The organism is Aquimarina brevivitae (assembly GCF_004216895.1).
Taxonomy (GTDB): Bacteria; Bacteroidota; Bacteroidia; order Flavobacteriales; family Flavobacteriaceae; genus Aquimarina; species Aquimarina brevivitae.
Genome location: NZ_SGXE01000002.1, coordinates 770,307 through 791,283, shown reverse-complemented (window position 1 = coordinate 791,283; position 20,977 = coordinate 770,307). Strand labels below are relative to the sequence as shown.

Below are 20,977 nucleotides of genomic sequence, written 5' to 3'. Positions count from 1 at the left end.
TTCGTTCTAGTTTGCTAGTTTATTAAGATAATAGTCATAAGTAGCGATTTGTGACCTTATCTTAGTATTGTCGTTTCTAATATACCTATTATCCTGATCTTTGGAAAGTATTCTTGCTTTTACGTTATCATTCCAACAAATTTCAAAAGTTTCTAAGAGTTCATTCTTAATATCTTCATCATAGATAGGGCAAGATATTTCAACTCGTCTGTCTAAGTTCCTAGTCATCCAATCTGCGGAGGATATATAAATTTTAGGGTCTCCTGCATTATGAAACACATATAATCTTGGGTGTTCCAAGAACTTATCCACCACACTTATTGCCCTGATGTTTTCGCTCATACCAGGTATTCCAGGTACCAGACAACAAATACCTCTAATGATTAAATCAATCTTAACCCCTGCTCTACTTGCCTCGTATAACATATCGATCATTTCATAATCACTAAGGCTATTTAGTTTGAGCTTAATCCCAGATGGTTTTCCCTCATTGCTATTTTTAATTTCTCTTTTTATCAACTTTTTTAATGAGGACCTGGTATAATGAGGTGAAACCAAAAGATGTTTATACCTATTAATTTTATAATTGATTTCAAAAAATTTAAATACTTTATTTGTTTCCTTCAGAATCGCTTCATTGGTGGTAAACAAGGTATAGTCTGTATAAATTCTGGCTGTTGATTCGTTGAAATTACCTGTACTTATGAAACCATATCTTTTCAATACACCATCCTCTTCGCGCTCAATTAGACAGGCCTTACAATGCACTTTAAGTCCGGTAACACCAAAAATTAAATTAATCCCTTCGCGTTGCATTTGTTCGGCATATCTGATATTCGCTTCCTCATCAAAACGCGCTTGTAATTCAATCTGAACCGTAACCTGTTTTCCGTTTTTAGCTGCGTTTATCAAAGAAGATGCAATATGCGATATGGTTGCTAATCGATAAATTGTAATTTTAATAGTTTTTACCTTGGGATCAATAGCACATTCTCTTAAAAATTTTACGGTATAAGAAAACGTATGGTAAGGCGCATACTGTAAATAATCTTTTTTGGCAATTTTAGCCAACAAATTGCCTTGTAAACTCAAGCCAGGAATCTCCAAAGGTGGATTAACCTGATAGACTAGATCTTTTTTACCTAAATCCGGAAATTTCATATAATCTCGACGGTTATGATACCTACCTCCGGGAATGATACTATCCGAGTTATCAACTCCCATTTTATCCATTAAAAAGGTTAAGGTATCTTTATCCAGTTCTTTATCATAGACAAATCGCACCGGCTCACCGTCTCTCCTGGATTTAACACTACTAGATATTTTTTGGATAAAACTTTTACTTAAGTCATTATCAAAATCCAACTGTGCATCTCTGGTAATTTTAATCATATGAGATGTAGCGTTTTCGTAATCAAAAATACTAAAGTTGATACGCATACAATAGCGAATCAAATCATCAAGGATAATGATATATTTCTTTCCATCCTTATCTGGTAATACAACAAAGCGATCGAGTGTTTTTGGAATTTCAATAAGTGCATAGATTTTCTCTTTCGTTTTTTGTTGTAACATCTTGGAGATGCGACCTTCTTTAGGTATTTTATCCTTTAGCGTTAATTTTACCGCCAAATAAGCAACACTATCTTTGAGATGTGGAAATTTATCCAAGTCATTCAAAATATAGGTTACCAATGCGGGACTTACCTTGGTTACAAAATAATTTCTAATAAAAGCATCCTGATCTTCAGTTACCTCTTTTTCATCAATAATAAATATATCTTGCTCCTTGAGCTTTTCTTTGATAATATCAATCGTTTTTAAGCTTTGCGCCTGTTGCTTAATAACAATTTTGGTTATTTTCTCTAATAATTCACTAGCCACTTCTCCTTTAAGTACCTCTCTACTATCCGTTTTTGCCAAATCTATTCGCTTAATAGTAGCATAGCGAACTTTAAAAAATTCATCCAAGTTATTCGAAAAAATACCTATAAATCTTAGACGCTCTAGCAAAGGAACTGAATCATCTGCCGCCTCTTGTAATACCCTTGCATTGAATTGTAACCAGCTTAATTCTCGGTTTATGTATTGGTTGTTGTGCTTTTGAATCATTTTTTTAATGCTTTAGGAAATATTGAAAGTAAGTTTTTTCCTACTTTAATATCTTTCCAATGGTCTACATCAAACTGAATTTCTACAAATCCAGCAGTTGGTAAATTGTCAATTTGTTTATCTCCCAGTGTATTACATAAAGATGTAAATGCATGGTTATGTCCAAAAATTAATAAATAGTTGACCTTATCATCTGTATTCTTTATGCAATCTAATACCTGGTAACCCTGAAAGTCATATAAATCTTCTGTAATTATAATATCCTCCTCAGAAATACCTAAATATTCAGTAACAATTTTTGCTGTAGTTAAGGCTCGATTTGCTGGACTACTACGCACCAAATCTATTGGTTTATCTATATCGGAAAGAAATTGACCCATTAATTTAGCGTCATTTTCTCCTCTCTCATTTAACGGTCGCTCTTCATCTGGTAGGTTATACTCCCAAGATGATTTAGCGTGACGTATTAAGTAAAGCGTTTTCATACCTTGAATTGTATTTCGATTCCTTGCTATGGCTATCTGTTACAAGTTTACTAATAAGGTTTTAGAATCTATAACTATTCAACTTAAAAATATAATAAAAAAGATCTGTTTTAAAATTTATTCAGTTGATAGGTTTTTTATCATTAAGCACATCCGACACCGCTAATTTTATGATTTTGAGATAACTAAAGGCAAAAACACTTTTATCGTTTAAATCACCATTTATATCGAAAAAGCTTTTTTTTTCTTAATTAATTAAATTTTAACATTTAATTTTACCTTACGGTTTTCCCTTAAAATAGACCTATTGCCCTATAACTATATCATACAATAATATCCTGTTTTAGTATTTAAAGCAGGTATTATAAAAACCTTTTAAAGTGTGGAAAAACTATTTTTACATCACAGAAGACTTTTAGGATTTCAGATTCTAGGCCTGCTTATTTTCAATTTCTTTTATAACCAGAGCTTATCTGCTCAGGTAGAAGTACCGTTAACTAAGCGAACAGAATTCACCTTAAAAGGAGATTTTAAGTTTGTATCGAATACGGTATTGGGAAAAGTGAGCCATGATGACGGGTCACAAGTTTTTGATCCTAATAATAGCTATAACGATGGTGGTCTAAACAATCAATTTAAAATGGGATTCATTGATATTGATGATGACCCTTCTACATTCAACTCCAGTAGTGCTGATTTAGATCTTGAAACCCCTTGTAATTCAATAAAACACGTAGGATTATACTGGACAGCTTCTTACGCAGATACTCCAAGAGCTCACGATATACGGTCTATTAAAATAAAATATCCAGGGAACTCCTCTTACACCACATTAACTGGTGCAGAAGTGATCCACGATTACTATAAGGATCCAAATTCTGATTTTAAACAATATTCTTGCTACAAGGATATTACTGAAGATGTTTTGCGCTTAGCAAGCCCTATAGGCACCTATACAGTAGCTAACATACCTGCAACTACAACTGAAGTTAATGATGATGAAAAGTTAGGCAACGGTCTGGCTGGTGGTTGGACAATGGTTGTGATTTATCAAGATGACAACAAGCAAAGAAAACGTTTCTATGTATATGATGGGTTTGTTAATATTGATTCCCAAGCTGATCCTGTTGACTTTTCATTCAATAATTTTCAAACGATTCCTAAAGGAGCAGTAAATGGTAAAATTGGGGTAATCGCTTACGAAGGAGATAAAGGAATTAGAGGTGATCGCTTTCAGGTATATTCTAATGAAGCTGAAAAATATAGAGGGATTACGGACAGTTCTAACCCAATGAATAACTTTTTCAATGCAAATATTACCGAAAATGGTAGAAATGTAAAAACCCGAGTTCCTGCAAGCGAAAATACCTTAGGATACGATGCAGATCTTTTTAGTATTAAAAATTCATTTAATTCCATCATAGGTAATAACCAAACAGAAGCTAAATTTAGACTATTGACGGATAATGATGGATACTCTGTTATGGCTGTGGCGTTTAGCATTGAAATCTATGAACCTGCTATTCAGGTTGTAAAACGTTCTAAGTATCCAGATAATAAATTCGTTTATCCCAACGATTTGATAGCGCCAGATCAACAGATCACCTACAGCTTAAAGGTGTACAATGACGGTAATGACGATGCAAAAAATACTATCATAAAAGACCAACTACCTAAGAATGTAATTTTATCTGAGGAGTCGATCACATTACCATCCAAAAGAATAAAATATCACTACAATGAAGAGTCCGGAAGCCTAAGCTTCTCAATACCTGATAAATTTGTAAAGCTCAACAGTGAACCTGTTGAAATCAGTTATAGCGTACAGGTTAATACCGGTTGCAGCCTATTAGAAGATACTTATGAAATTTTTATAGAAGATGAGCCTGTATTTGCAGAATTTAGTGGTTCCCTTAATGACAATAGGGTTACGACTAAAGGATTTAATCATATCAACAAATGTAATTTCCCAGACTTTTACAGGTTAAAATTAGCAGTTGATATGAGCGGACTAAATTGCCCAAACTATATTCGATTAGCCAATAGGCCAGATAAAGAACTTACAGAAAAAAACACAGAGATTACTGAGGTTTCTGAGGATAAAAACACGGAGAGTTCTGGTATCGAACCAAATGATGTTGTAGCCAATCCAACTGATCCAACCTCTGAAAGAACGGCAACTACTAAAGTAAACAAGACCATTCAGGATCTTATCGAACTCAATGAAATTTATTTTGAATTTGATAAATGGGATATTACACCACGTGCTGAAATAGAGTTAACCAAAATTGTTAACCTTATGACAACGGATTATCCGGATATGATCATACGGATTGAAACCCATTCCGATAGCCGAGGAGAAAAATTATACAATTTAGAACTATCTCAGAAAAGAGCAGAATCGATCTATCAATATCTGATCAGCAAAGATATTTCTAAAAATAGAATATTATCATATATCGGTTATGGCGAAAGCAGACCGATCAATAAATGTAAGGATGGTGAAGATTGTAGTGAAAAAGAATATAAACTAAACAGAAGATCCAGTTTTGTAATTATGGATTAAAAAAACAGAACTATCCCTTAAATTAAATATCCATAAAAAGAGCGTTTTAACAAGATAAAACGCTCTTTTTTTATGCTTATCTGATCAATTATATATCAATCAATATTGGTATTTAAAACTTAGGGTGCTAAACGATCTACTTTCCAATCATTACCCTTTTTTGCATATCTAAACCGATCGTGTAACCGATTAGGCCTACCTTGCCAAAATTCAATTTCAACTGGCCTAACAATATAACCACCCCAAAAAGGAGGTTTAGTTATTTCTTTATTTTTATATTCTTCTTCTAATGCTGCCAGTTTATTTTCTAAAACTTCTCTAGATTCAATCACCGAACTTTGATTTGAAGCCCATGCTCCTAACTTGCTACCTTCTGGACGACTATTAAAATATAACTCGCTTTTAGCTTCATCCAATTTTTCAATAATTCCTTTTATAGTAACCTGCCGCTCTAGGTTTGGCCAGAAAAATGAAATACCAACTTTATTGTGTTTTTCTATAGCTTTAGCTTTCTGTGATGTATAATTAGTATAAAACACAAAACCATCTTTATCATAACTTTTAAGCAAAACAATTCTACCCCGGGTAAAACCATCCTCCTCCAACGTACTCAAAGTCATAGCATTTGCTTCTTCCAAGCTTCCTTCATTTTCAACTTCCTTAAACCACTTAGAAAACAAATCCATTGGTGAAGCTGTTAAATCTTTTTCTTCAAGAAAATCTAGTTTATAATTTTTTCGATACTCTGATAAATCTCTATTCATTTTTTATTTAAAAGTTAAAAAATTTGCCATCCTCTGCAATACCTACTCTTTCAAATATTTTTAAAGCTTCTTCTCTAAACTTTTCGATACTATCATATCGGGTAGAATAATGGCCCAATATTAAATAGCCAACGTTAGCTTTTTTTGCTATGAGCGCTGCTTCGGTAGCTGTACTATGCCCTGTAGGATAAGAGAGGTGCTTATGGCTCTCTAAAAATGTAGATTCGTGATATAATGCCGTAACGCCGTTTATTAATTCAATTTTTGTTTCATCATACCTGGTATCACTACAAAAAGCATAGCTTTTTGGGGCAGGTGGATCCATTGTGATCTTCTCGTTAGGAACAACCGTTCCATCTTCAAGTATTACATCCTTACCTTTTTTTATTCCTCTGTAATACGCCCGATCAATTCCATATTCCTCAACCTTATCTATCAATAAGGTCCGATCAGCTAACTTCTCTTCGAATAAAAACCCATTGCAATAAATACGATGTTGTAAGGGTATCGTACTCACTTTAACTTTTTCATCTTCAAATATAACCACCGATTCAGTTGCTGTCAATTCTTTAAAATAAAGCGGATAATCTGTCCAGGAATCAGATAATTTGAGCTGCAGCGTTATTATCTCCTTAATACCTTTAGGACCGTGAATCGTCAATGGTTTATCTCTTTTTAATAACTTAAACGTACTAATTAAACCTATTAAACCATAAAAATGATCACCGTGTAAATGCGAAATAAATATGTGTTCAATTTTTGAAAACCGTATTTTATTTCTTCTTAATTCAACCTGCGTTCCCTCACCGCAATCAATAAGAAATAATCTATTTTTTATTTCTAAAACCTGAGATGTTGGATTAGTAAATGTCCTCGGAGTAGCAGAGTAACAACCTAATATGGTTAATTTCAAAATTTATAATAAGGTATTTATTTTATTAAAACTCTAAATCGCGTTCGATCTCTTCCATTTCTACTAAATCATAGGCCTCCTGCAGTGTTGGCACTATAGTAATCTCTTCAGGAACTTCGTCATACGTTACCTGTTCAGTAACGATTACGAAAGATCTATTTTTTGCTTTATGGGTTTTTGACATCATTAAAAACTCAGTGATGTCTTTTGCTGTTAAACTTTTTAATGAAAATAGATTAATAATTACATTGTCATTAGCAAAAGTAGTATACTTTTCGTCTAGTTTTTTTAAGAAATCCCCTATTGTTGACTTCTCTTGAGTGATAATGGTTGTTGAACCTTCTTTATTAAATATCATACGTTATCGTTTTATCTTTGAAGCTAATAAATAAATAACAGCCATCCTAACCGCAACCCCGTTTTCTACTTGATCCAGAATGATAGCTTGTTCTGAATCAGCCACATCACTAGTGATTTCTACTCCTCTATTGATGGGACCGGGATGCATAATAACGATCTCTTTATTTAAACTGTCGACTATCTTTTTTGTTAATCCAAATTGCTGGGTATATTCTCTTGTAGAAGGAAAATAACTAATTTCCATCCGTTCATTTTGCACTCTAAGCATATTGGCTACATCACACCACTCCAATGCTTTGATAAGATTCGTTTCTACTTTGACGCCTAATTGCTGAATATATTTTGGTAATAGTGTTTTTGGACCACACACCATAACCTCTGCACCTTGTAATTGCAGCGCAAAAATATTTGACAAAGCTACTCTGGAGTGTAGTATATCCCCAACTATTACTACTTTCTTTCCAGCTACTTCACCTAAACGTTCTCGAATGGAATAAGAATCCAACAAGGCTTGTGTTGGGTGTTCGTGAGCTCCATCACCAGCATTGACAATTTTGGCGTCTACGTGTTTCGATAGGAAAACGCCTGCGCCCGGATTTGGGTGCCGCATCACTACCATATCCACTTTCATAGAAAGGATATTGTTTACGGTATCTATTAAGGTTTCTCCCTTTTTAACCGAAGAAGAGGCTGCAGAGAAATTAACTACATCTGCCGACAATCGCTTTTCTGCTAGTTCGAAAGAAAGACGCGTCCTTGTACTATTTTCGAAAAACAAATTGGCAATCGTAATATCTCTAAGCGAAGGAACCTTTTTTATTGGTCGATTGATCACCTCCTTAAAATGATCAGCTGTTTCGAATATAAGCTGAATATCTTCGGGTTTTAGGTACTTAATTCCTAATAAGTGATCTACACTTAATTCGCTCATTTTTTACGTTTTCTTTTTAGCTGTTATCTTTATCTGCTAACTAGGTAAACCGCATCTTCACCCTCATTTTCTACCCAATTTACCTTTACCTTTTCCAAATCTATTGCATCTACTTGTCTTCCTCGATAATTGGGCTGTATGGGCAAGTGTCTACTAAATCGTCTATCAATTAAGGTCAATAATTCAATTTCTGTGGGGCGTCCGAAGGATTGTACCGCTGTAAGTGCTGCTCTTATGCTTCTACCTGTATAGAGTACATCATCTATAAAAACAACCCTTTTGTTTTCAACAATGAAATTTATATCTGTTTTATTAGCTTCTAAAATTTTTTCTCCCCTTCTAAAGTCATCCCTATAAAATGTAATATCAAGATAGCCCAAAGACAGGTTAGAGATTTGATGCTCCTCTTCTAAAATTTTTTTGATACGATCTGCTAAATACTTTCCTCTTGGCTGTATACCAATAAGCACTGTATCACTAAAGTCTGGATGATTTTCTAAAATTTGACAAGCCAATCGGTGCAAGATAATATCTATTTCTTTTGCACTAAGTAGTAGTTTTTGACTCATAAGATAGGTTAGCAAATCTGTGTATTACAAAAGTAATGAAAATTTAGTATTTTAAAATTAAGTGTTGGGCTTTATTATACACATAAAAAAACAAAGGCTGCTAAAATAGCAGCCTTTGATGTTATAATGATAGTACGAAAATTATTTTTCGCCTTTCTCTAATTTAGCTTTTAAATCTGCTAATGCATCGATATCACCAAGCGTTGTTCTTTCTGCTGTGTTTGCAGCAGCTTTTTTCGCAGCTTGCTTAACAATCTTTGCTTCTTCTTCCTTAAATAAAGCTGTATGAGAAGCTACCACTCTTTTGAATTCTTTGTTGAATTCAATGATTTGGAATTCTGCCTCATCACCTTTTTTAAGTTTACTTCCATCTTCTTTCTCTAAGTGTCTTGAAGGAACGAATGCAACGATATCCTCGTTAAACTCTAATGTAGCACCTTTATCTACGATTTCTGCAATCTTAGCAGTGTGCTTAGTTCCTACACCAAACTCAGTCTCATACTTATCCCAAGGATTATCCTCGATTTGTTTGTGACCTAAGCTTAATTTACGTCCTTCAACATCAAGCTCAAGAACAACAACATCAAGTTTATCACCTACATTAGTAAAGTCTGATGGGTGCTTAATTTTCTTAGTCCAAGATAGGTCTGAAATATAGATAAGTCCGTCAATACCTTCTTCTAACTCTACGAATACTCCAAAGTTAGTAAAGTTACGAACTACACCACTGTGCTTAGAACCTACAGGATATTTAGTAGTTATATCTGTCCAAGGATCTGGAGTCAATTGCTTAATACCAAGTGACATTTTGCGCTCTTCTCTATCTAATGTAAGTACAACTGCTTCTACTTCGTCTCCTACATTTACAAAATCTTGTGCAGATCTTAAGTGTGTAGACCAAGACATTTCAGAAACGTGGATAAGACCCTCTACTCCTTCTTCAACTTCGATAAAGGCACCGTAATCAGCAATAACTACTACTTTACCTTTTACCTTATCACCAACTTTAAGCTCTTTATCTAAAGCTTCCCACGGATGTGGTTTTAATTGCTTAAGACCAAGTTGGATTCTTGTTTTATCCTCATCAAAGTCAAGAATTACTACGTTAAGCTTTTGATCAAGCTCAACGATTTCATTTGGATGATTAATTCTAGACCAAGAAAGATCAGTAATATGAACAAGTCCATCTACACCACCAAGGTCAACGAACACACCATAAGAAGTGATGTTTTTAACCACACCTTCTAATACTTGTCCTTTTTCTAACTGACCAATGATTTCTTTCTTCTGCTCTTCAATATCAGCCTCGATAAGTGCTTTATGAGAAACTACTACGTTTTTAAACTCGTGATTAATTTTAACCACTTTAAATTCCATAGTTTTTCCTACATAAGCATCATAATCACGGATTGGTTTAACATCAATCTGAGAACCTGGTAAGAACGCCTCGATACCGAATACGTCAACGATCATTCCTCCTTTTGTTCTACATTTTACGTAACCATTAACAATCTCTCCAGTATCGTGAGCATCGTTTACTCTATCCCAAGCTTTAATTACTCTAGCTTTTCTATGAGATAAAATTAATTGACCTGTTGCGTCTTCACGAACGTCAATTAATACTTCTACTTTGTCACCTACTTTTAAATCCGGGTTGTAACGGAATTCATTTAAGGAGATAACACCTTCACTCTTTGCATTGATATCAATGATTGCATCACGGTCCGTAATATTAATTACTGTACCTTCTACAACCTCGTCATCTAAGGTGTCAACAAAATTTTCTTCAACTAGCTTCTCAAACTCTTCTAATTTAGAGTCAGCGATTGGGTCAATACCCTCTTCGTAATTGTGCCAGTTAAATTCTTTCAAAAATTGCTCAGGATTAGCCTGTTGCGGAGATGCTGCAGGAGCTTCTTTTTCCTGAACTTCAGTGTTTTTAGTTTCTTCAGACATTGAAGATTTAATTTGTATTCTGTATGTGTCAGAGAATTTTAAGACGAAACCTTATACAGAAGGGTTATAGTTTTTGATTATTCCTTTTTTCTCTTACTCGCCAAAAGGAGTGCAAAATTACAACTTAAATTTTTATAAACCAAGAAGTTGTTTAAAGATAGTTGCTTTTAAACTGTATAAGTACTGATGCTTTAGTGTCGACTTTGCAATACAGCCACAATATCCTTCAAAGTATACCCTTTGGCTTGTAGTAAAATCAAATAATGAAATAGTAAATCTGCACTTTCGTTTAGAAACAACTCTTCATTATTATCTTTAGCCTCAATAACTACCTCGACCGCTTCTTCACCTACTTTTTGAGCTACCTTATTAATTCCTTTTCTAAACAAAGAAGCTACATAAGATTTTTCATCCTCTTGATTTTCTTTTCTGCTTTTAATAATAGTCTCGAGCTGCGACAAAAATCCAAAGGTTTGTTCATTAGATTCATTCCAGCACGTATCTGATCCCTTATGACAGGTAGGTCCTTTTGGTTCAACGCTAACCAATAAAGTATCTTGATCACAGTCATTTTTTATATCCACAAGCTGTAAAAAATTCCCACTTTCTTCACCTTTAGTCCAAAGGCGTTGTTTAGACCTACTATAAAATGTAACCTTTTTAATCTCTAATGTCTTGGTATAGGCTTCTTCATTCATGTAGCCCAACATTAAAACATTCTTAGTCTCTGCATCTTGTATGATCGCAGGTATTAGTCCGTCGTTGTTTTTATTAAAGTCTATTTTCATTATAAATATATTATTACCCTTAGAGCCATTTTAATGTAAAGAATAAATACTCCTTTCTTATCATATTCTAGATCAAGTCTGGAATGACATCCATTAAATCCTAACCGGAATGTTATTTTTTCTTAATTCTTCTTTTAGGTCTATGATTTCTATTTCTTTAAAATGAAAAACACTAGCTGCCAAAGCAGCATCCGCTTTTCCTAGTGTAAAAGATTCCACAAAATGTTGAATATTTCCTGCTCCCCCGGAAGCGATAATTGGTATATTTAAATCCGTAGATAGTTTAGCCAAGGCGTCATTAGCAAATCCATCCTTAGTACCGTCATTATCCATAGAAGTAAAAAGGATTTCTCCAGCACCTCGTTGTTCTACTTCTTTTGCCCATTCGAACAGGTCTAATTCTGTTGGAACTTTGCCCCCGACTAAATGCACTTTCCATTGTCCATCAATTTGCTTAGCATCAATAGCTACGGTAATGCATTGACTACCAAATTTAGCAGACAGTTGATTGATCAACTCCGGGTTTTTAACTGCAGAGGAATTGACAGAAACTTTATCTGCACCATTTTGAAGAAGAATATCTACATCCTCAACAGAGGAAATACCACCGCCAACTGTAAAGGGAATATTCACTTTTTCTGCTACGCTTCGGACAAGATCAGCTAGCGTTTTTCTTTGTTCTTCAGTAGCTGAAATATCCAAAAATACCAATTCATCTGCACCAGCTTTGGAATAGACATCAGCTAATTCGACAGGATCACCGGCGTCTCGTAGATCTACGAAATTCACCCCCTTAACGGTTCGTCCGTTTTTTATATCCAAACAAGGAATTATTCTTTTTGTTAACATCTCTAACTTATTTTTGTACCGTTACATACCTTACGATCCGGTTGAATTAAAATTACCTCTTTCCCATCTCCTAATCCTCCGATGAGTAGACATTCACTCATAAAATTTGCAATTTGCTTTGGAGGAAAGTTAATCACTGCAACGACTTGTTTTCCTATCAACTCACTAACCTCATATAACTGAGTAATCTGTGCAGAAGTCTTTTTGGTGCCTATTGCTCCAAAATCAATCCAGAGCTTATATGCTGGTTTTGATACCTCTTCAAATACTTGCGCATCGATTATGGTTCCAATGCGCATATCTACCTTTTCAAAGTCACTCCAGCTAAGGGTTGTTTCAGACATTTTTATAATTTAAAATAAAACCTTCTAATTGTTTCAAGGTAATTCTATTTTCATAGATAGCCTTACCAATGATAGTTCCCTCGCAACCTATTTCTGCCAATTTAGGGAGTTCATCAAAAGTTGAAATACCTCCAGAAGCTATTAATTTTAGCGGATTACTATCTTTATTTCCCTGACATTGTTTGATGATTTTCTCATATAGCTCAAAGGAAGGCCCTTGCAACATACCATCTTTGCTAATATCTGTACAAATCACATAAGCAACCCCTTTTTCTTGATATTTTTGAATAAACGGAATTAACTGCTGGTCACTTTCTTCAACCCAACCGCTAATAGCTATTTTTTCATTAGTAGCATCTGCACCTAAAATAATTTTTTCTGAACCATATATATCCAACCAGTTGATGAATGTTTCAGGATTTTTGACAGCTATACTTCCGCCTGTAATCTGATTAGCACCACTTTCAAAAGCTATTTGAAGATCTTCATTGGTTTTTAGACCTCCTCCAAAATCAATACTTAGGTTTGTTTTTGAAGCAATTTGTTCTAATATTTTATGATTGACTATGTGCTTAGATTTCGCTCCATCTAGGTCGACCAAATGCAAGTGCTGAATACCGTGGTCTTCAAATTGTTTTGCTACTTCTAAGGGATTTTCATTATATACTTTTTTCGTATCATAATCACCTTTTGACAGTCTTACACATTTTCCATCTATGATATCTATTGCTGGGATGATTCGCATGTTTAGTTACTAGTTTTTAGTTGTTTGTTTAGAGCTCTAAAAAATTCTTCAGGATTTTCTCCCCGGTACTACTACTCTTTTCTGGGTGAAATTGTACTCCATAAAAATTATCCTTTTGCAGGGCCGTTGCGTACGGCAGTCCATAAGTAGACCGTGCCACCGTTTGATCAGTTATGGGCGCATAATAACTATGTACCAGGTAAACGTATTCCTTTTCAGTGACCCCTTCAAACAAAGGTGAATTAAGGTTTTCAATTTGATTCCAACCGATTTGTGGTACTTTTACCTTATGGTTAAATCGCAGTACATCAACATCAAAAATTTTTAATCCCTGGGTATTGCCTTCTTCAGAATAATTACACATTAACTGCATTCCTAGACAAATTCCTAATACAGGCTGGGTCAATGTAGGAATAACCGTATCTAAATGAGTAGCTTTAAGTTTTGACATGGCACTACTCGCTTCTCCTACTCCCGGAAAAATTACTTTATCCGCGTTTTGAATTTCCTGAGCATCATGACTCAGTTCGGCCTCATACCCCAAACGTTGAATGGCAAATTTTATAGATTGAATATTACCTGCTCCGTAATTGATTATTACTATTTTCAATGTTTTTTTACTTTAAGTTAATCGCTCAGAAATCTATAACATCCCCTTTGTACTTGGAAGTACCATCTTATCAGGGTCTCTTTTTACCGCCACCTTAATAGCTTTAGCAAAAGCTTTAAAGATTGCTTCGATCTTATGATGTTCATTGGTGCCTTCTGCTTTTATATTAAGGTTTGCTTTGGCTCCGTCAGTGAAAGATTTAAAGAAATGAAAAAACATCTCGGTAGGCATTTTCCCAATCATTTCGCGTTTGAAATCTGCTTCCCAAACTAACCAATTTCTACCTCCAAAATCAATTGCCACTTGCGCTAAACAATCATCCATCGGCAAACAAAAACCGTAGCGTTCAATACCTAGTTTGTTGCCCAAAGCTTTAGCAAACACCTCGCCTAAAGCTATGGCTGTATCTTCAATAGTATGATGTTCATCTACTTCTAAATCACCTTTGACTTTAATATCTAAATCCATTTGTCCGTGTCTGGCGATCTGATCTAACATATGATCAAAAAACTCCAAGCCTGTACTAATAGTACTTTTACCAGTACCATCAAGATTTAATTTGATTTTAATATCGGTTTCATTGGTTTTTCTATCAATTTCAGCAACTCTATCCTGTAACTTTAAAAACTCGTAGATACTCTCCCAATCATTGCTTTCTAAGCCGATATAATCGTTTAATTCTTCGCGTTTCACCGTAATTTCTCCTGTGCCTAAATTGGTGTTGTCATTGATAAAAATTCCTTTAGCACCAAGGTTTTTGGCTAACTCGATATCTGTTAATCGATCGCCTATAACAAAAGAGTTTTTTAAATCGTATTGATCAGAAAAATATTGTTTTAGTAGCGCGGTACCTGGTTTTCTGGTTTCAGCGTTTTCGTGCGGAAAGGTTCTGTCAATAAAAACCTGTTCAAAAACAACACCTTCATTTTCAAATGCTTTCATTATAAAATTATGAACGGGCCAAAAAGTATCCTCCGGAAACGCCTCTGTTCCTAAGCCATCTTGATTGGTTATCATTACCAGTTCATAATCTAATTCTTTAGCAATCTTACCTAAATATGTAAAAACTTTAGGATAGAAGATCATTTTGTCGAAAGCATCAATTTGCTCATCAACTGTTTCTTTGATGATAGTTCCATCGCGATCAATAAATAGTACTTTTTTCATTGTATTCATATGTCCTTACTACAGTAAGGGTTATGTTTTATTAATTATTTTAACTAACTACGATGCTGCAATTGATCTTAGCGCATCCATCAATTGCTGGTTTTCTTGTGCCGTACCTATCGTAAATCTTAAAGTGTTATCACAAAGCGGTTGGGTACTTCGATTTCTTACCACTATCCCTTTCGCCAGTAGTTGATCATATCTTTTATTAGCATCATCCACTCTTGCTAATAAAAAGTTAGCATCTGATGGAAATACCTCTTCAATAAAAGGAACTTCTAGTAAAGCAGCATTCAATTTCTTTCTATCAGTTAGTAGTTGAGCCACTTCTTCTTTTACCTGTTTTATATGTTGTAAACGTTCCAAAGCCCTTTTTTGAGTAAGCTCGTTAACATTATAAGGCGGTTTTATCTTATTTAAGGTTGAGATAATCTCTGGTGAGGCATAACAAACTCCAAGGCGAATACCTGCAAGACCGTAAGCTTTAGATAATGTTTGTGTAACAATTAAATTTGGAAATTGCTCCAATCGGTTGATCCAGCTTTCGTTTGCGGAAAAATCGATATACGCCTCATCAATTACAACAAGTCCATTAAAACTTGTTAAGAGTTGCTCAATACTCGATGTAGCAATAGTATTCCCTGTTGGGTTATTAGGAGAACACACAAAAATAATTTTAGTATGCTCATCGATTGATTTTGCAATATTTTCAATATCCAACTGAAAATCTTCCGTTAAAAGTACCTCTCGATTTTCGATATTATTGATACCGCAAAGTACTTTATACATTCCATAAGTCGGTGGTAAACTAATAATATTATCTTCTTTGGGTTCACAAAACACCCTAAAAATCAAGTCGAGTACTTCGTCACTACCATTACCTAGCAAGATATTAGTTGGAGATACCTTTTTTTGAGCAGCTAGTATTTCTTTTACCTTTCTTTGTAATGGATCGGGATACCGATTTACTCCATTTTCAAAAGGGTTTTCGTTAGCATCCAAGAAAACCATTTCTGAACCATCACTGACATACTCATCTCTAGCTGAAGAATACGGTTTGAGGTGCTTAACGTTATCCCTTATCAGTGTATCTATGTTGAATTGTGTTATTTTCATACCAGCGTCCTCCTACTTATTATTTAAACTATCCAATCTTAAGGTTACTGCATTTTTATGTGCTTGTAAGCCTTCTGCCTCGGCCATTAATTCAATAGCTTCACCAATGTTTTGAATTCCTTCTTTAGTAATTTTTTGAAATGTCATTGACTTTAAATAGCTATCCAGATTAACCCCGCTATACTGCTTGGCATAACCATTGGTTGGCAGCGTATGATTAGTACCAGAAGCATAATCCCCAGCACTTTCTGGCGTATAATTACCTATAAAAACTGAGCCAGCGTTTACTATATTATCGATGTAGAAGTCTTCATTATCCACACAAACGATAAAATGTTCAGGACCATATTCATTAATTAAAGCTAAAGCTATCTCATCGTTTTCTACATAAATCAGTTTAGAATTATCGATAGCTGTTGCTGCAATATCTTTTCGTGGTAAAAGGGGTAGTTGTTTCTCAATTTCTTGTTCGACTTTATCAATTAATTCTTTAGAAGTTGATACCAAAATCACCTGGCTATCTTTACCATGTTCTGCCTGACTTAATAAATCTGAGGCTACAAAGGATGCATGAGCACTATCATCAGCAACCACTAACAATTCGCTAGGACCTGCTGGCATATCAATCGCTACTCCATATTTGGTTGCGATTTGCTTGGCAACGGTGACAAACTGATTTCCTGGCCCAAATATTTTATATACAGTTGGCACGGTTTCTGTACCAAATGTCATCGCAGCAATTGCCTGTATACCTCCAACTTTAAAAATCTTAGTGACTCCACACAAGGATGCTGTATATAAGATAACTGGATTGATGTTTCCCTCTTGATCCGGCGGCGTACACAATACAATTTCTTTACAACCCGCAATATTAGCCGGAACAGCAAGCATTAAAATACTAGAAAATAAGGGTGCAGTACCCCCTGGGATGTACAAGCCCACCTTTTCGATAGCTCGCTTTTCCTGCCAACATCGTACTCCAGTAGTAGTAATTATGGAAACTTTTCGTGTCTGTTGCGCAGTATGAAAACTTTCAATATTACTCTTCGCTAAAGAGATGGCCTCTTTCAATGGAGTACTTACAAGTGCAGCCGCATTACTAATTTCTTTCTCAGTTACTTGCATACTATCTAAGGTAACCTTGTCAAACTTAGAAGTGTATTTAAAAACCGCTTTGTCTCCGTTTTGCTGAACATCCTTAAAAATATCCTGCACAATGGATTCGATATCTTCAACAGTTTGTGTTGGGCGTTTTAGCACCTCTGCCCAATCTGATCGTTTTGGTTGATATACTTTATTCATTAGAGTACCATTTTTTCTATTGGACAAACTAAAATCCCTTCTGCACCTTCAGCTTTAAGCTCATCAATTATATCCCAGAATTTATCTTGATCAATCACCGTGTGTATAGAGCTCCAACCCTCTTCTGCTAAAGGCAAAACGGTAGGGCTTCGCATTCCTGGTAAAATTTTTACGATATCCTCTATCTTTTCATTGGGTGCATTAAGCAATACATATTTAGAATTTCTTGCTTTTAATACAGATTTGATTCTAAACTGAAGCTTTTCGAGTATTTTTTTATTGTCTTCAGAAATTTTAGGTGAAACCGCCAAAACAGCCTCGGAAGTTAGCATTACTTCTACTTCTTTTAAGTTATTTTTAAAAAGTGTACTACCGCTAGATACAATGTCACAAATTGCATCTGCGAGACCGATATTAGGTGCAATTTCTACTGATCCTGAAATTTGGTGAAGATCGGCCTTAATACCTTTAGCATCTAAATATTCGGTTACCGTATTAGGATAGGAAGTGGCTATTTTTTTACCTTGAAGATCTTCAATAGAATTGTAATTAAAATCTTTGGGTACTGCTAATGATACTTTACATTTTGAAAAGTTAAGTTTTTCTGCAATAGCGATATCTTTGCCCTTTTCAATCAAAACATTCTCTCCAATAATTGCTATATCGACAACTCCATCTCGAAGGTATTTTGGTATATCACCGTTACGAAGAAACATCACTTCCATCGGAAAATTTCTTGTTTCGGCTTTGAGCTGATCTATTCCATTATCAATAGAAATACCACAGTCTTTTAGAATTTTTACGGAGTCTTCATTGAGTCTACCGCTTTTTTGAATCGCAATTTTAATTTTAGACATTTTTGTTGAGTTTTGTGCTTAAACGAATCAGAAAACGGGTTAGTAAAAAATGAAAAACCCGTTTGATCGCTCAAACGGGTTTTTATAATATTGTTAATTTATACACATACCATACTTACCTCGCCTGAGCGTTGCTGTAAGAATGATGATGATGTACAAAAAAAGTATTCATTGATATTTTTTACTTGCGCAAATCTATAAAAAAAATCTCTTATTCAAAATCCCTTTCTAGCATTTTTTACGGATTTGTAGTTTTTGATTTTTTAAAGGTTCATTTATAGTGTTTTAGCAATAGGAATATCTTACTTTATAAGTGTTAGACAATAATTATATAATAATCCTGAGAGTATTGCAATCCCAAAACTCAACAAAGTACCAATAAGTACATATTCGGTAAGTTTTCGGTTTTTCCCTTCATTAAGATCACCGAACCTAAATACCGATTTTGCTGTAATTAAAAACCCGATAGCAGACCAGGTACCTAAGAGTACAAAGCTAAAAACGAATAAACGCTCTAATATGCCTATATATTTACCTGCTCCTGGGATGGATTTATTATCAAATTCAATTTCATTGTCCCAGGGTGCAATTAAGTACTTAATAATAACTGAACCGGCATAGGTGACTACTATTAAGAATGTGAAAAATAATATCATCTGATCAGTAATCAAAAAATCCAGGTCCATATCCTGTGGATAATAATAATAGGAAACTCCTACTAAAACCAAGATGTGTAATAGCTGATCTATGATAAACAATAACCTCTCATTATATGGTTTAGTGAAGTATAATTTGAATAAATCTATCAGGTAATGCGAACCTATGACTGCGAATATTCCTACCCAGTATGAAGTTTGTAAAATTACCACTAGTGCACAAAAGTGAACCAATAGATGAACATACAGATATGGTGACCTGATCTTTTTTTTAGTTTTATGTTCCACCCATTTTGTTGGCTGCAATAGAAAGTCCCCGACCAAATGAGATAACAGTAATTTAAAGAAAAATGAAAGCATTATAATTCGGCTATTTTTGTGGTGTATACGTTTATTAGCTTGCGTATGGCATCATATCCTGCCCTATTCAATGATTCGCTGATATTACTTTGTGGCTTATCCAAAACTTTACTAAGTTGAGTTTGATTTAATTTTTTATTTTCAAGCGCTGCCGCCACAACTTCTGATGTAACTGGTGGCCAGTTATCCATTGTCAGCGTAGCCAGTTCCAAACATAAATTCATCACTTCATTGAGCGATGTATTAGGTGTTTTGATGGCTAATGTTCTTTTCTTTAAATGATCAAAACAGTAACCTGAGTTTACAAAAGCACTGCCATTAGACTCTGAAATAGATTTACCTTTAAAGTCTTTTTCTCCAATACCAATACCGATACGTACATCCAACTCTTTAAATTGTTTGATATAAGATTTGATGTGTATCGCTGCTTCTAGAGCATTTACGGGACTGAGTTGTAATTGAAATGTATCGCCTCTGTATATCTCCCAATCCGCAAACTCTTTTCCGTATATACCTAATATATGCCTCAATTTTGGCATCCATAAGTTAGCCGCTACCGATCTGGAATTGATAATATCTCCTGTTAATACTGCTATCATATAAAAAAATATACGCTAATATACATATAAATTTAGTTATATGCTAATTAACGTATATTTATTATTATACTTCGGTTAAAGTATTTTTACTGGTTACCTAAAATTAATGGCATTCCATCTTTTCCTGAACCTACAACAATAACTTTAGAGTTTGGAGATTTTGCTAGTTCTAAAGTAGCTTGTATTCCTTTCTCTTTTAATATCTTATCTGTTAAGGATTCACTTAAAATTTGGTTAGCAACAGCTTTACCTTCTGCGTCAATCTTCTGTCTTTCAGCTTCCTTTTGGGCTTTTGTTAATTTAAACTCATACTCCAAGGATTCTTGTTCTTGTCTTAATTTACGTTCAATAGCCTCTTTTATTGTTGGAGGTAAGGTAACATCACGCACTAAAACTTCATTAAGTTGTACATATTGGTCTTCTACAATTTTTTTAGTCTCTTCATAAATCTCTTTCTGGATCACATCTCTTTTACTAGAGTATAATTGTTCTGGTGTGTAACGACCCACTACACTACGCGCTGCAGATCGTATGGTAGGCAATAATATTCTTGCTACGTAATTTTCTCCTTTTTCTTGATGTAAGGACCCTAATTTATCGTACTGAGGCTGAAACCAAGCAGACGCATCTAATTTGATCTCTAAACCGTTAGAAGACAGTACCTGCATTTTTTCAAAAACTTCTTGCTGTCTAACTTCATACGTATACACTTTGTTCCAAGGAGCGACAAGATGAAATCCTTCCCCTAGCGGAGGTTCATCAGTAACCACTCCACCCGCAAAAGTTCTATACAAAACTCCAGCTTCTCCAGAACCTATGGTAATAGTTGATTTAGCAATAAATATAATAAGTAATACGACGCCGATTAATATTGGCAAGCCTATTTTTGGTAATCTTTCCATGATATGTGTTTGTTATAATTTGATTA

Annotated in this window: 21 protein-coding genes; 1 reads left to right on the top strand and 20 read right to left on the bottom strand. The window is 34.6% G+C overall.

Going from position 1 to position 20,977, the window contains the following annotated elements; genetic code table 11:
- Positions 1-6 precede the first annotated feature (6 nt).
- Both ppk1 and EV197_RS11230 read right to left on the bottom strand, forming a co-directional pair.
- The gene (ppk1, locus tag EV197_RS11235; protein WP_130286856.1) at positions 7-2,112 is read right to left on the bottom strand and encodes a polyphosphate kinase 1; all 2,106 of its coding nucleotides are present in this window, start codon (positions 2,110-2,112) and stop codon (positions 7-9) included.
- Positions 2,109-2,597 carry a SixA phosphatase family protein gene (locus tag EV197_RS11230; protein WP_130286855.1) on the bottom strand — a complete coding sequence of 163 codons (489 nt, stop codon included), beginning with the start codon at positions 2,595-2,597 and terminating at the stop codon, positions 2,109-2,111. Before EV197_RS11230 ends, ppk1 begins: the two co-directional genes overlap by 4 nt.
- 382 nt (positions 2,598-2,979) lie before the next feature.
- Between EV197_RS11230 and EV197_RS11225 the strand changes: the two genes are divergently transcribed.
- Entirely contained in the window at positions 2,980-5,163 is a 2,184-nt protein-coding gene (locus EV197_RS11225) for an OmpA family protein (RefSeq protein WP_130286854.1), read from the top strand.
- 119 nt (positions 5,164-5,282) lie between these two features.
- On the opposite strand, the gene pdxH is transcribed toward EV197_RS11225, so the two are convergent.
- From pdxH to EV197_RS11135, 18 genes are all read right to left on the bottom strand, one after another.
- Positions 5,283-5,927 (bottom strand): pyridoxamine 5'-phosphate oxidase, encoded by a 645-nt coding sequence (gene pdxH / locus EV197_RS11220; RefSeq protein WP_130286853.1) that lies wholly within the window; start codon positions 5,925-5,927, stop codon positions 5,283-5,285.
- Between the two features lie 7 nt (positions 5,928-5,934).
- Positions 5,935-6,840 (bottom strand): ribonuclease Z, encoded by a 906-nt coding sequence (locus tag EV197_RS11215; protein ID WP_130286852.1) that lies wholly within the window; start codon positions 6,838-6,840, stop codon positions 5,935-5,937.
- A 25-nt stretch (positions 6,841-6,865) separates the two neighbouring features.
- Entirely contained in the window at positions 6,866-7,198 is a 333-nt protein-coding gene (locus EV197_RS11210) for a ribonuclease Z (protein WP_130286851.1), read from the bottom strand.
- Positions 7,199-7,201: 3 nt separating this feature from the next.
- Positions 7,202-8,131 (bottom strand): aspartate carbamoyltransferase catalytic subunit, encoded by a 930-nt coding sequence (locus EV197_RS11205; RefSeq protein ID WP_130286850.1) that lies wholly within the window; start codon positions 8,129-8,131, stop codon positions 7,202-7,204.
- Between the two features lie 29 nt (positions 8,132-8,160).
- The gene (gene pyrR / locus EV197_RS11200) at positions 8,161-8,700 is read right to left on the bottom strand and encodes a bifunctional pyr operon transcriptional regulator/uracil phosphoribosyltransferase PyrR (RefSeq protein WP_130286849.1); all 540 of its coding nucleotides are present in this window, start codon (positions 8,698-8,700) and stop codon (positions 8,161-8,163) included.
- Positions 8,701-8,841: 141 nt separating this feature from the next.
- Positions 8,842-10,656 carry a 30S ribosomal protein S1 gene (gene rpsA, locus EV197_RS11195; protein ID WP_130286848.1) on the bottom strand — a complete coding sequence of 605 codons (1,815 nt, stop codon included), beginning with the start codon at positions 10,654-10,656 and terminating at the stop codon, positions 8,842-8,844.
- 191 nt (positions 10,657-10,847) lie between these two features.
- Positions 10,848-11,444 (bottom strand): bifunctional phosphoribosyl-AMP cyclohydrolase/phosphoribosyl-ATP diphosphatase HisIE, encoded by a 597-nt coding sequence (hisIE, locus tag EV197_RS11190; protein ID WP_130286847.1) that lies wholly within the window; start codon positions 11,442-11,444, stop codon positions 10,848-10,850.
- 93 nt (positions 11,445-11,537) lie between these two features.
- Positions 11,538-12,293 carry an imidazole glycerol phosphate synthase subunit HisF gene (gene hisF / locus EV197_RS11185; RefSeq protein WP_130286846.1) on the bottom strand — a complete coding sequence of 252 codons (756 nt, stop codon included), beginning with the start codon at positions 12,291-12,293 and terminating at the stop codon, positions 11,538-11,540.
- Between the two features lie 2 nt (positions 12,294-12,295).
- Complete coding sequence (locus EV197_RS11180) at positions 12,296-12,637, bottom strand: tRNA-binding protein (RefSeq protein WP_130286845.1); 342 nt, start codon at positions 12,635-12,637, stop codon at positions 12,296-12,298.
- Entirely contained in the window at positions 12,630-13,382 is a 753-nt protein-coding gene (gene hisA, locus EV197_RS11175) for a 1-(5-phosphoribosyl)-5-[(5-phosphoribosylamino)methylideneamino]imidazole-4-carboxamide isomerase (protein ID WP_130286844.1), read from the bottom strand. Before hisA ends, EV197_RS11180 begins: the two co-directional genes overlap by 8 nt.
- A gap of 28 nt (positions 13,383-13,410) precedes the next feature.
- The gene (gene hisH, locus EV197_RS11170) at positions 13,411-13,992 is read right to left on the bottom strand and encodes an imidazole glycerol phosphate synthase subunit HisH (RefSeq protein ID WP_130286843.1); all 582 of its coding nucleotides are present in this window, start codon (positions 13,990-13,992) and stop codon (positions 13,411-13,413) included.
- A gap of 33 nt (positions 13,993-14,025) precedes the next feature.
- Positions 14,026-15,159 (bottom strand): bifunctional histidinol-phosphatase/imidazoleglycerol-phosphate dehydratase HisB, encoded by a 1,134-nt coding sequence (gene hisB, locus EV197_RS11165; protein WP_130286842.1) that lies wholly within the window; start codon positions 15,157-15,159, stop codon positions 14,026-14,028.
- Between the two features lie 57 nt (positions 15,160-15,216).
- Entirely contained in the window at positions 15,217-16,275 is a 1,059-nt protein-coding gene (hisC, locus tag EV197_RS11160) for a histidinol-phosphate transaminase (protein WP_130286841.1), read from the bottom strand.
- 12 nt (positions 16,276-16,287) lie between these two features.
- Positions 16,288-17,577 (bottom strand): histidinol dehydrogenase, encoded by a 1,290-nt coding sequence (gene hisD / locus EV197_RS11155; RefSeq protein WP_130286840.1) that lies wholly within the window; start codon positions 17,575-17,577, stop codon positions 16,288-16,290.
- A complete protein-coding gene (hisG, locus tag EV197_RS11150) occupies positions 17,577-18,434 on the bottom strand; it encodes an ATP phosphoribosyltransferase (protein ID WP_130286839.1) in 858 nt (285 codons plus the stop codon). The genes hisD and hisG overlap by 1 nt, the downstream gene beginning before the upstream one ends.
- Before the next feature lie 302 nt (positions 18,435-18,736).
- Positions 18,737-19,450, bottom strand: a complete 714-nt coding sequence (locus EV197_RS11145) for a DUF3307 domain-containing protein (RefSeq protein ID WP_130286838.1) — start codon at positions 19,448-19,450, stop codon at positions 18,737-18,739.
- A complete protein-coding gene (locus EV197_RS11140; protein WP_130286837.1) occupies positions 19,450-20,049 on the bottom strand; it encodes a transcriptional regulator in 600 nt (199 codons plus the stop codon). The genes EV197_RS11145 and EV197_RS11140 overlap by 1 nt, the downstream gene beginning before the upstream one ends.
- Positions 20,050-20,135: 86 nt before the next feature.
- Positions 20,136-20,951, bottom strand: coding sequence for a prohibitin family protein (locus EV197_RS11135; RefSeq protein WP_130286836.1), 816 nt, complete (start codon positions 20,949-20,951; stop codon positions 20,136-20,138).
- Positions 20,952-20,977: the final 26 nt, after the last annotated feature.

Excerpts from the sequence above, each read along its gene's own strand:
- rpsA (WP_130286848.1), bottom strand. The coding sequence starts at position 10,656 with ATGTCTGAAGAAACTAAAAACACTGAAGTTCAGGAAAAAGAAGCTCCT.
- EV197_RS11140 (WP_130286837.1), bottom strand. The coding sequence starts at position 20,049 with ATGATAGCAGTATTAACAGGAGATATTATCAATTCCAGATCGGTAGCG.
- EV197_RS11210 (WP_130286851.1), bottom strand. The coding sequence starts at position 7,198 with ATGATATTTAATAAAGAAGGTTCAACAACCATTATCACTCAAGAGAAG.
- hisIE (WP_130286847.1), bottom strand. The coding sequence starts at position 11,444 with ATGAAAATAGACTTTAATAAAAACAACGACGGACTAATACCTGCGATC.
- hisA (WP_130286844.1), bottom strand. The coding sequence starts at position 13,382 with ATGCGAATCATCCCAGCAATAGATATCATAGATGGAAAATGTGTAAGA.
- hisB (WP_130286842.1), bottom strand. The coding sequence starts at position 15,159 with ATGAAAAAAGTACTATTTATTGATCGCGATGGAACTATCATCAAAGAA.
- EV197_RS11180 (WP_130286845.1), bottom strand. The coding sequence starts at position 12,637 with ATGTCTGAAACAACCCTTAGCTGGAGTGACTTTGAAAAGGTAGATATG.
- hisG (WP_130286839.1), bottom strand. The coding sequence starts at position 18,434 with ATGTCTAAAATTAAAATTGCGATTCAAAAAAGCGGTAGACTCAATGAA.
- hisC (WP_130286841.1), bottom strand. The coding sequence starts at position 16,275 with ATGAAAATAACACAATTCAACATAGATACACTGATAAGGGATAACGTT.
- EV197_RS11135 (WP_130286836.1), bottom strand. The coding sequence starts at position 20,951 with ATGGAAAGATTACCAAAAATAGGCTTGCCAATATTAATCGGCGTCGTA.
- hisD (WP_130286840.1), bottom strand. The coding sequence starts at position 17,577 with ATGAATAAAGTATATCAACCAAAACGATCAGATTGGGCAGAGGTGCTA.
- pyrR (WP_130286849.1), bottom strand. The coding sequence starts at position 8,700 with ATGAGTCAAAAACTACTACTTAGTGCAAAAGAAATAGATATTATCTTG.
- EV197_RS11205 (WP_130286850.1), bottom strand. The coding sequence starts at position 8,131 with ATGAGCGAATTAAGTGTAGATCACTTATTAGGAATTAAGTACCTAAAA.
- EV197_RS11145 (WP_130286838.1), bottom strand. The coding sequence starts at position 19,450 with ATGCTTTCATTTTTCTTTAAATTACTGTTATCTCATTTGGTCGGGGAC.
- hisF (WP_130286846.1), bottom strand. The coding sequence starts at position 12,293 with ATGTTAACAAAAAGAATAATTCCTTGTTTGGATATAAAAAACGGACGA.
- pdxH (WP_130286853.1), bottom strand. The coding sequence starts at position 5,927 with ATGAATAGAGATTTATCAGAGTATCGAAAAAATTATAAACTAGATTTT.
- EV197_RS11230 (WP_130286855.1), bottom strand. The coding sequence starts at position 2,597 with ATGAAAACGCTTTACTTAATACGTCACGCTAAATCATCTTGGGAGTAT.
- ppk1 (WP_130286856.1), bottom strand. The coding sequence starts at position 2,112 with ATGATTCAAAAGCACAACAACCAATACATAAACCGAGAATTAAGCTGG.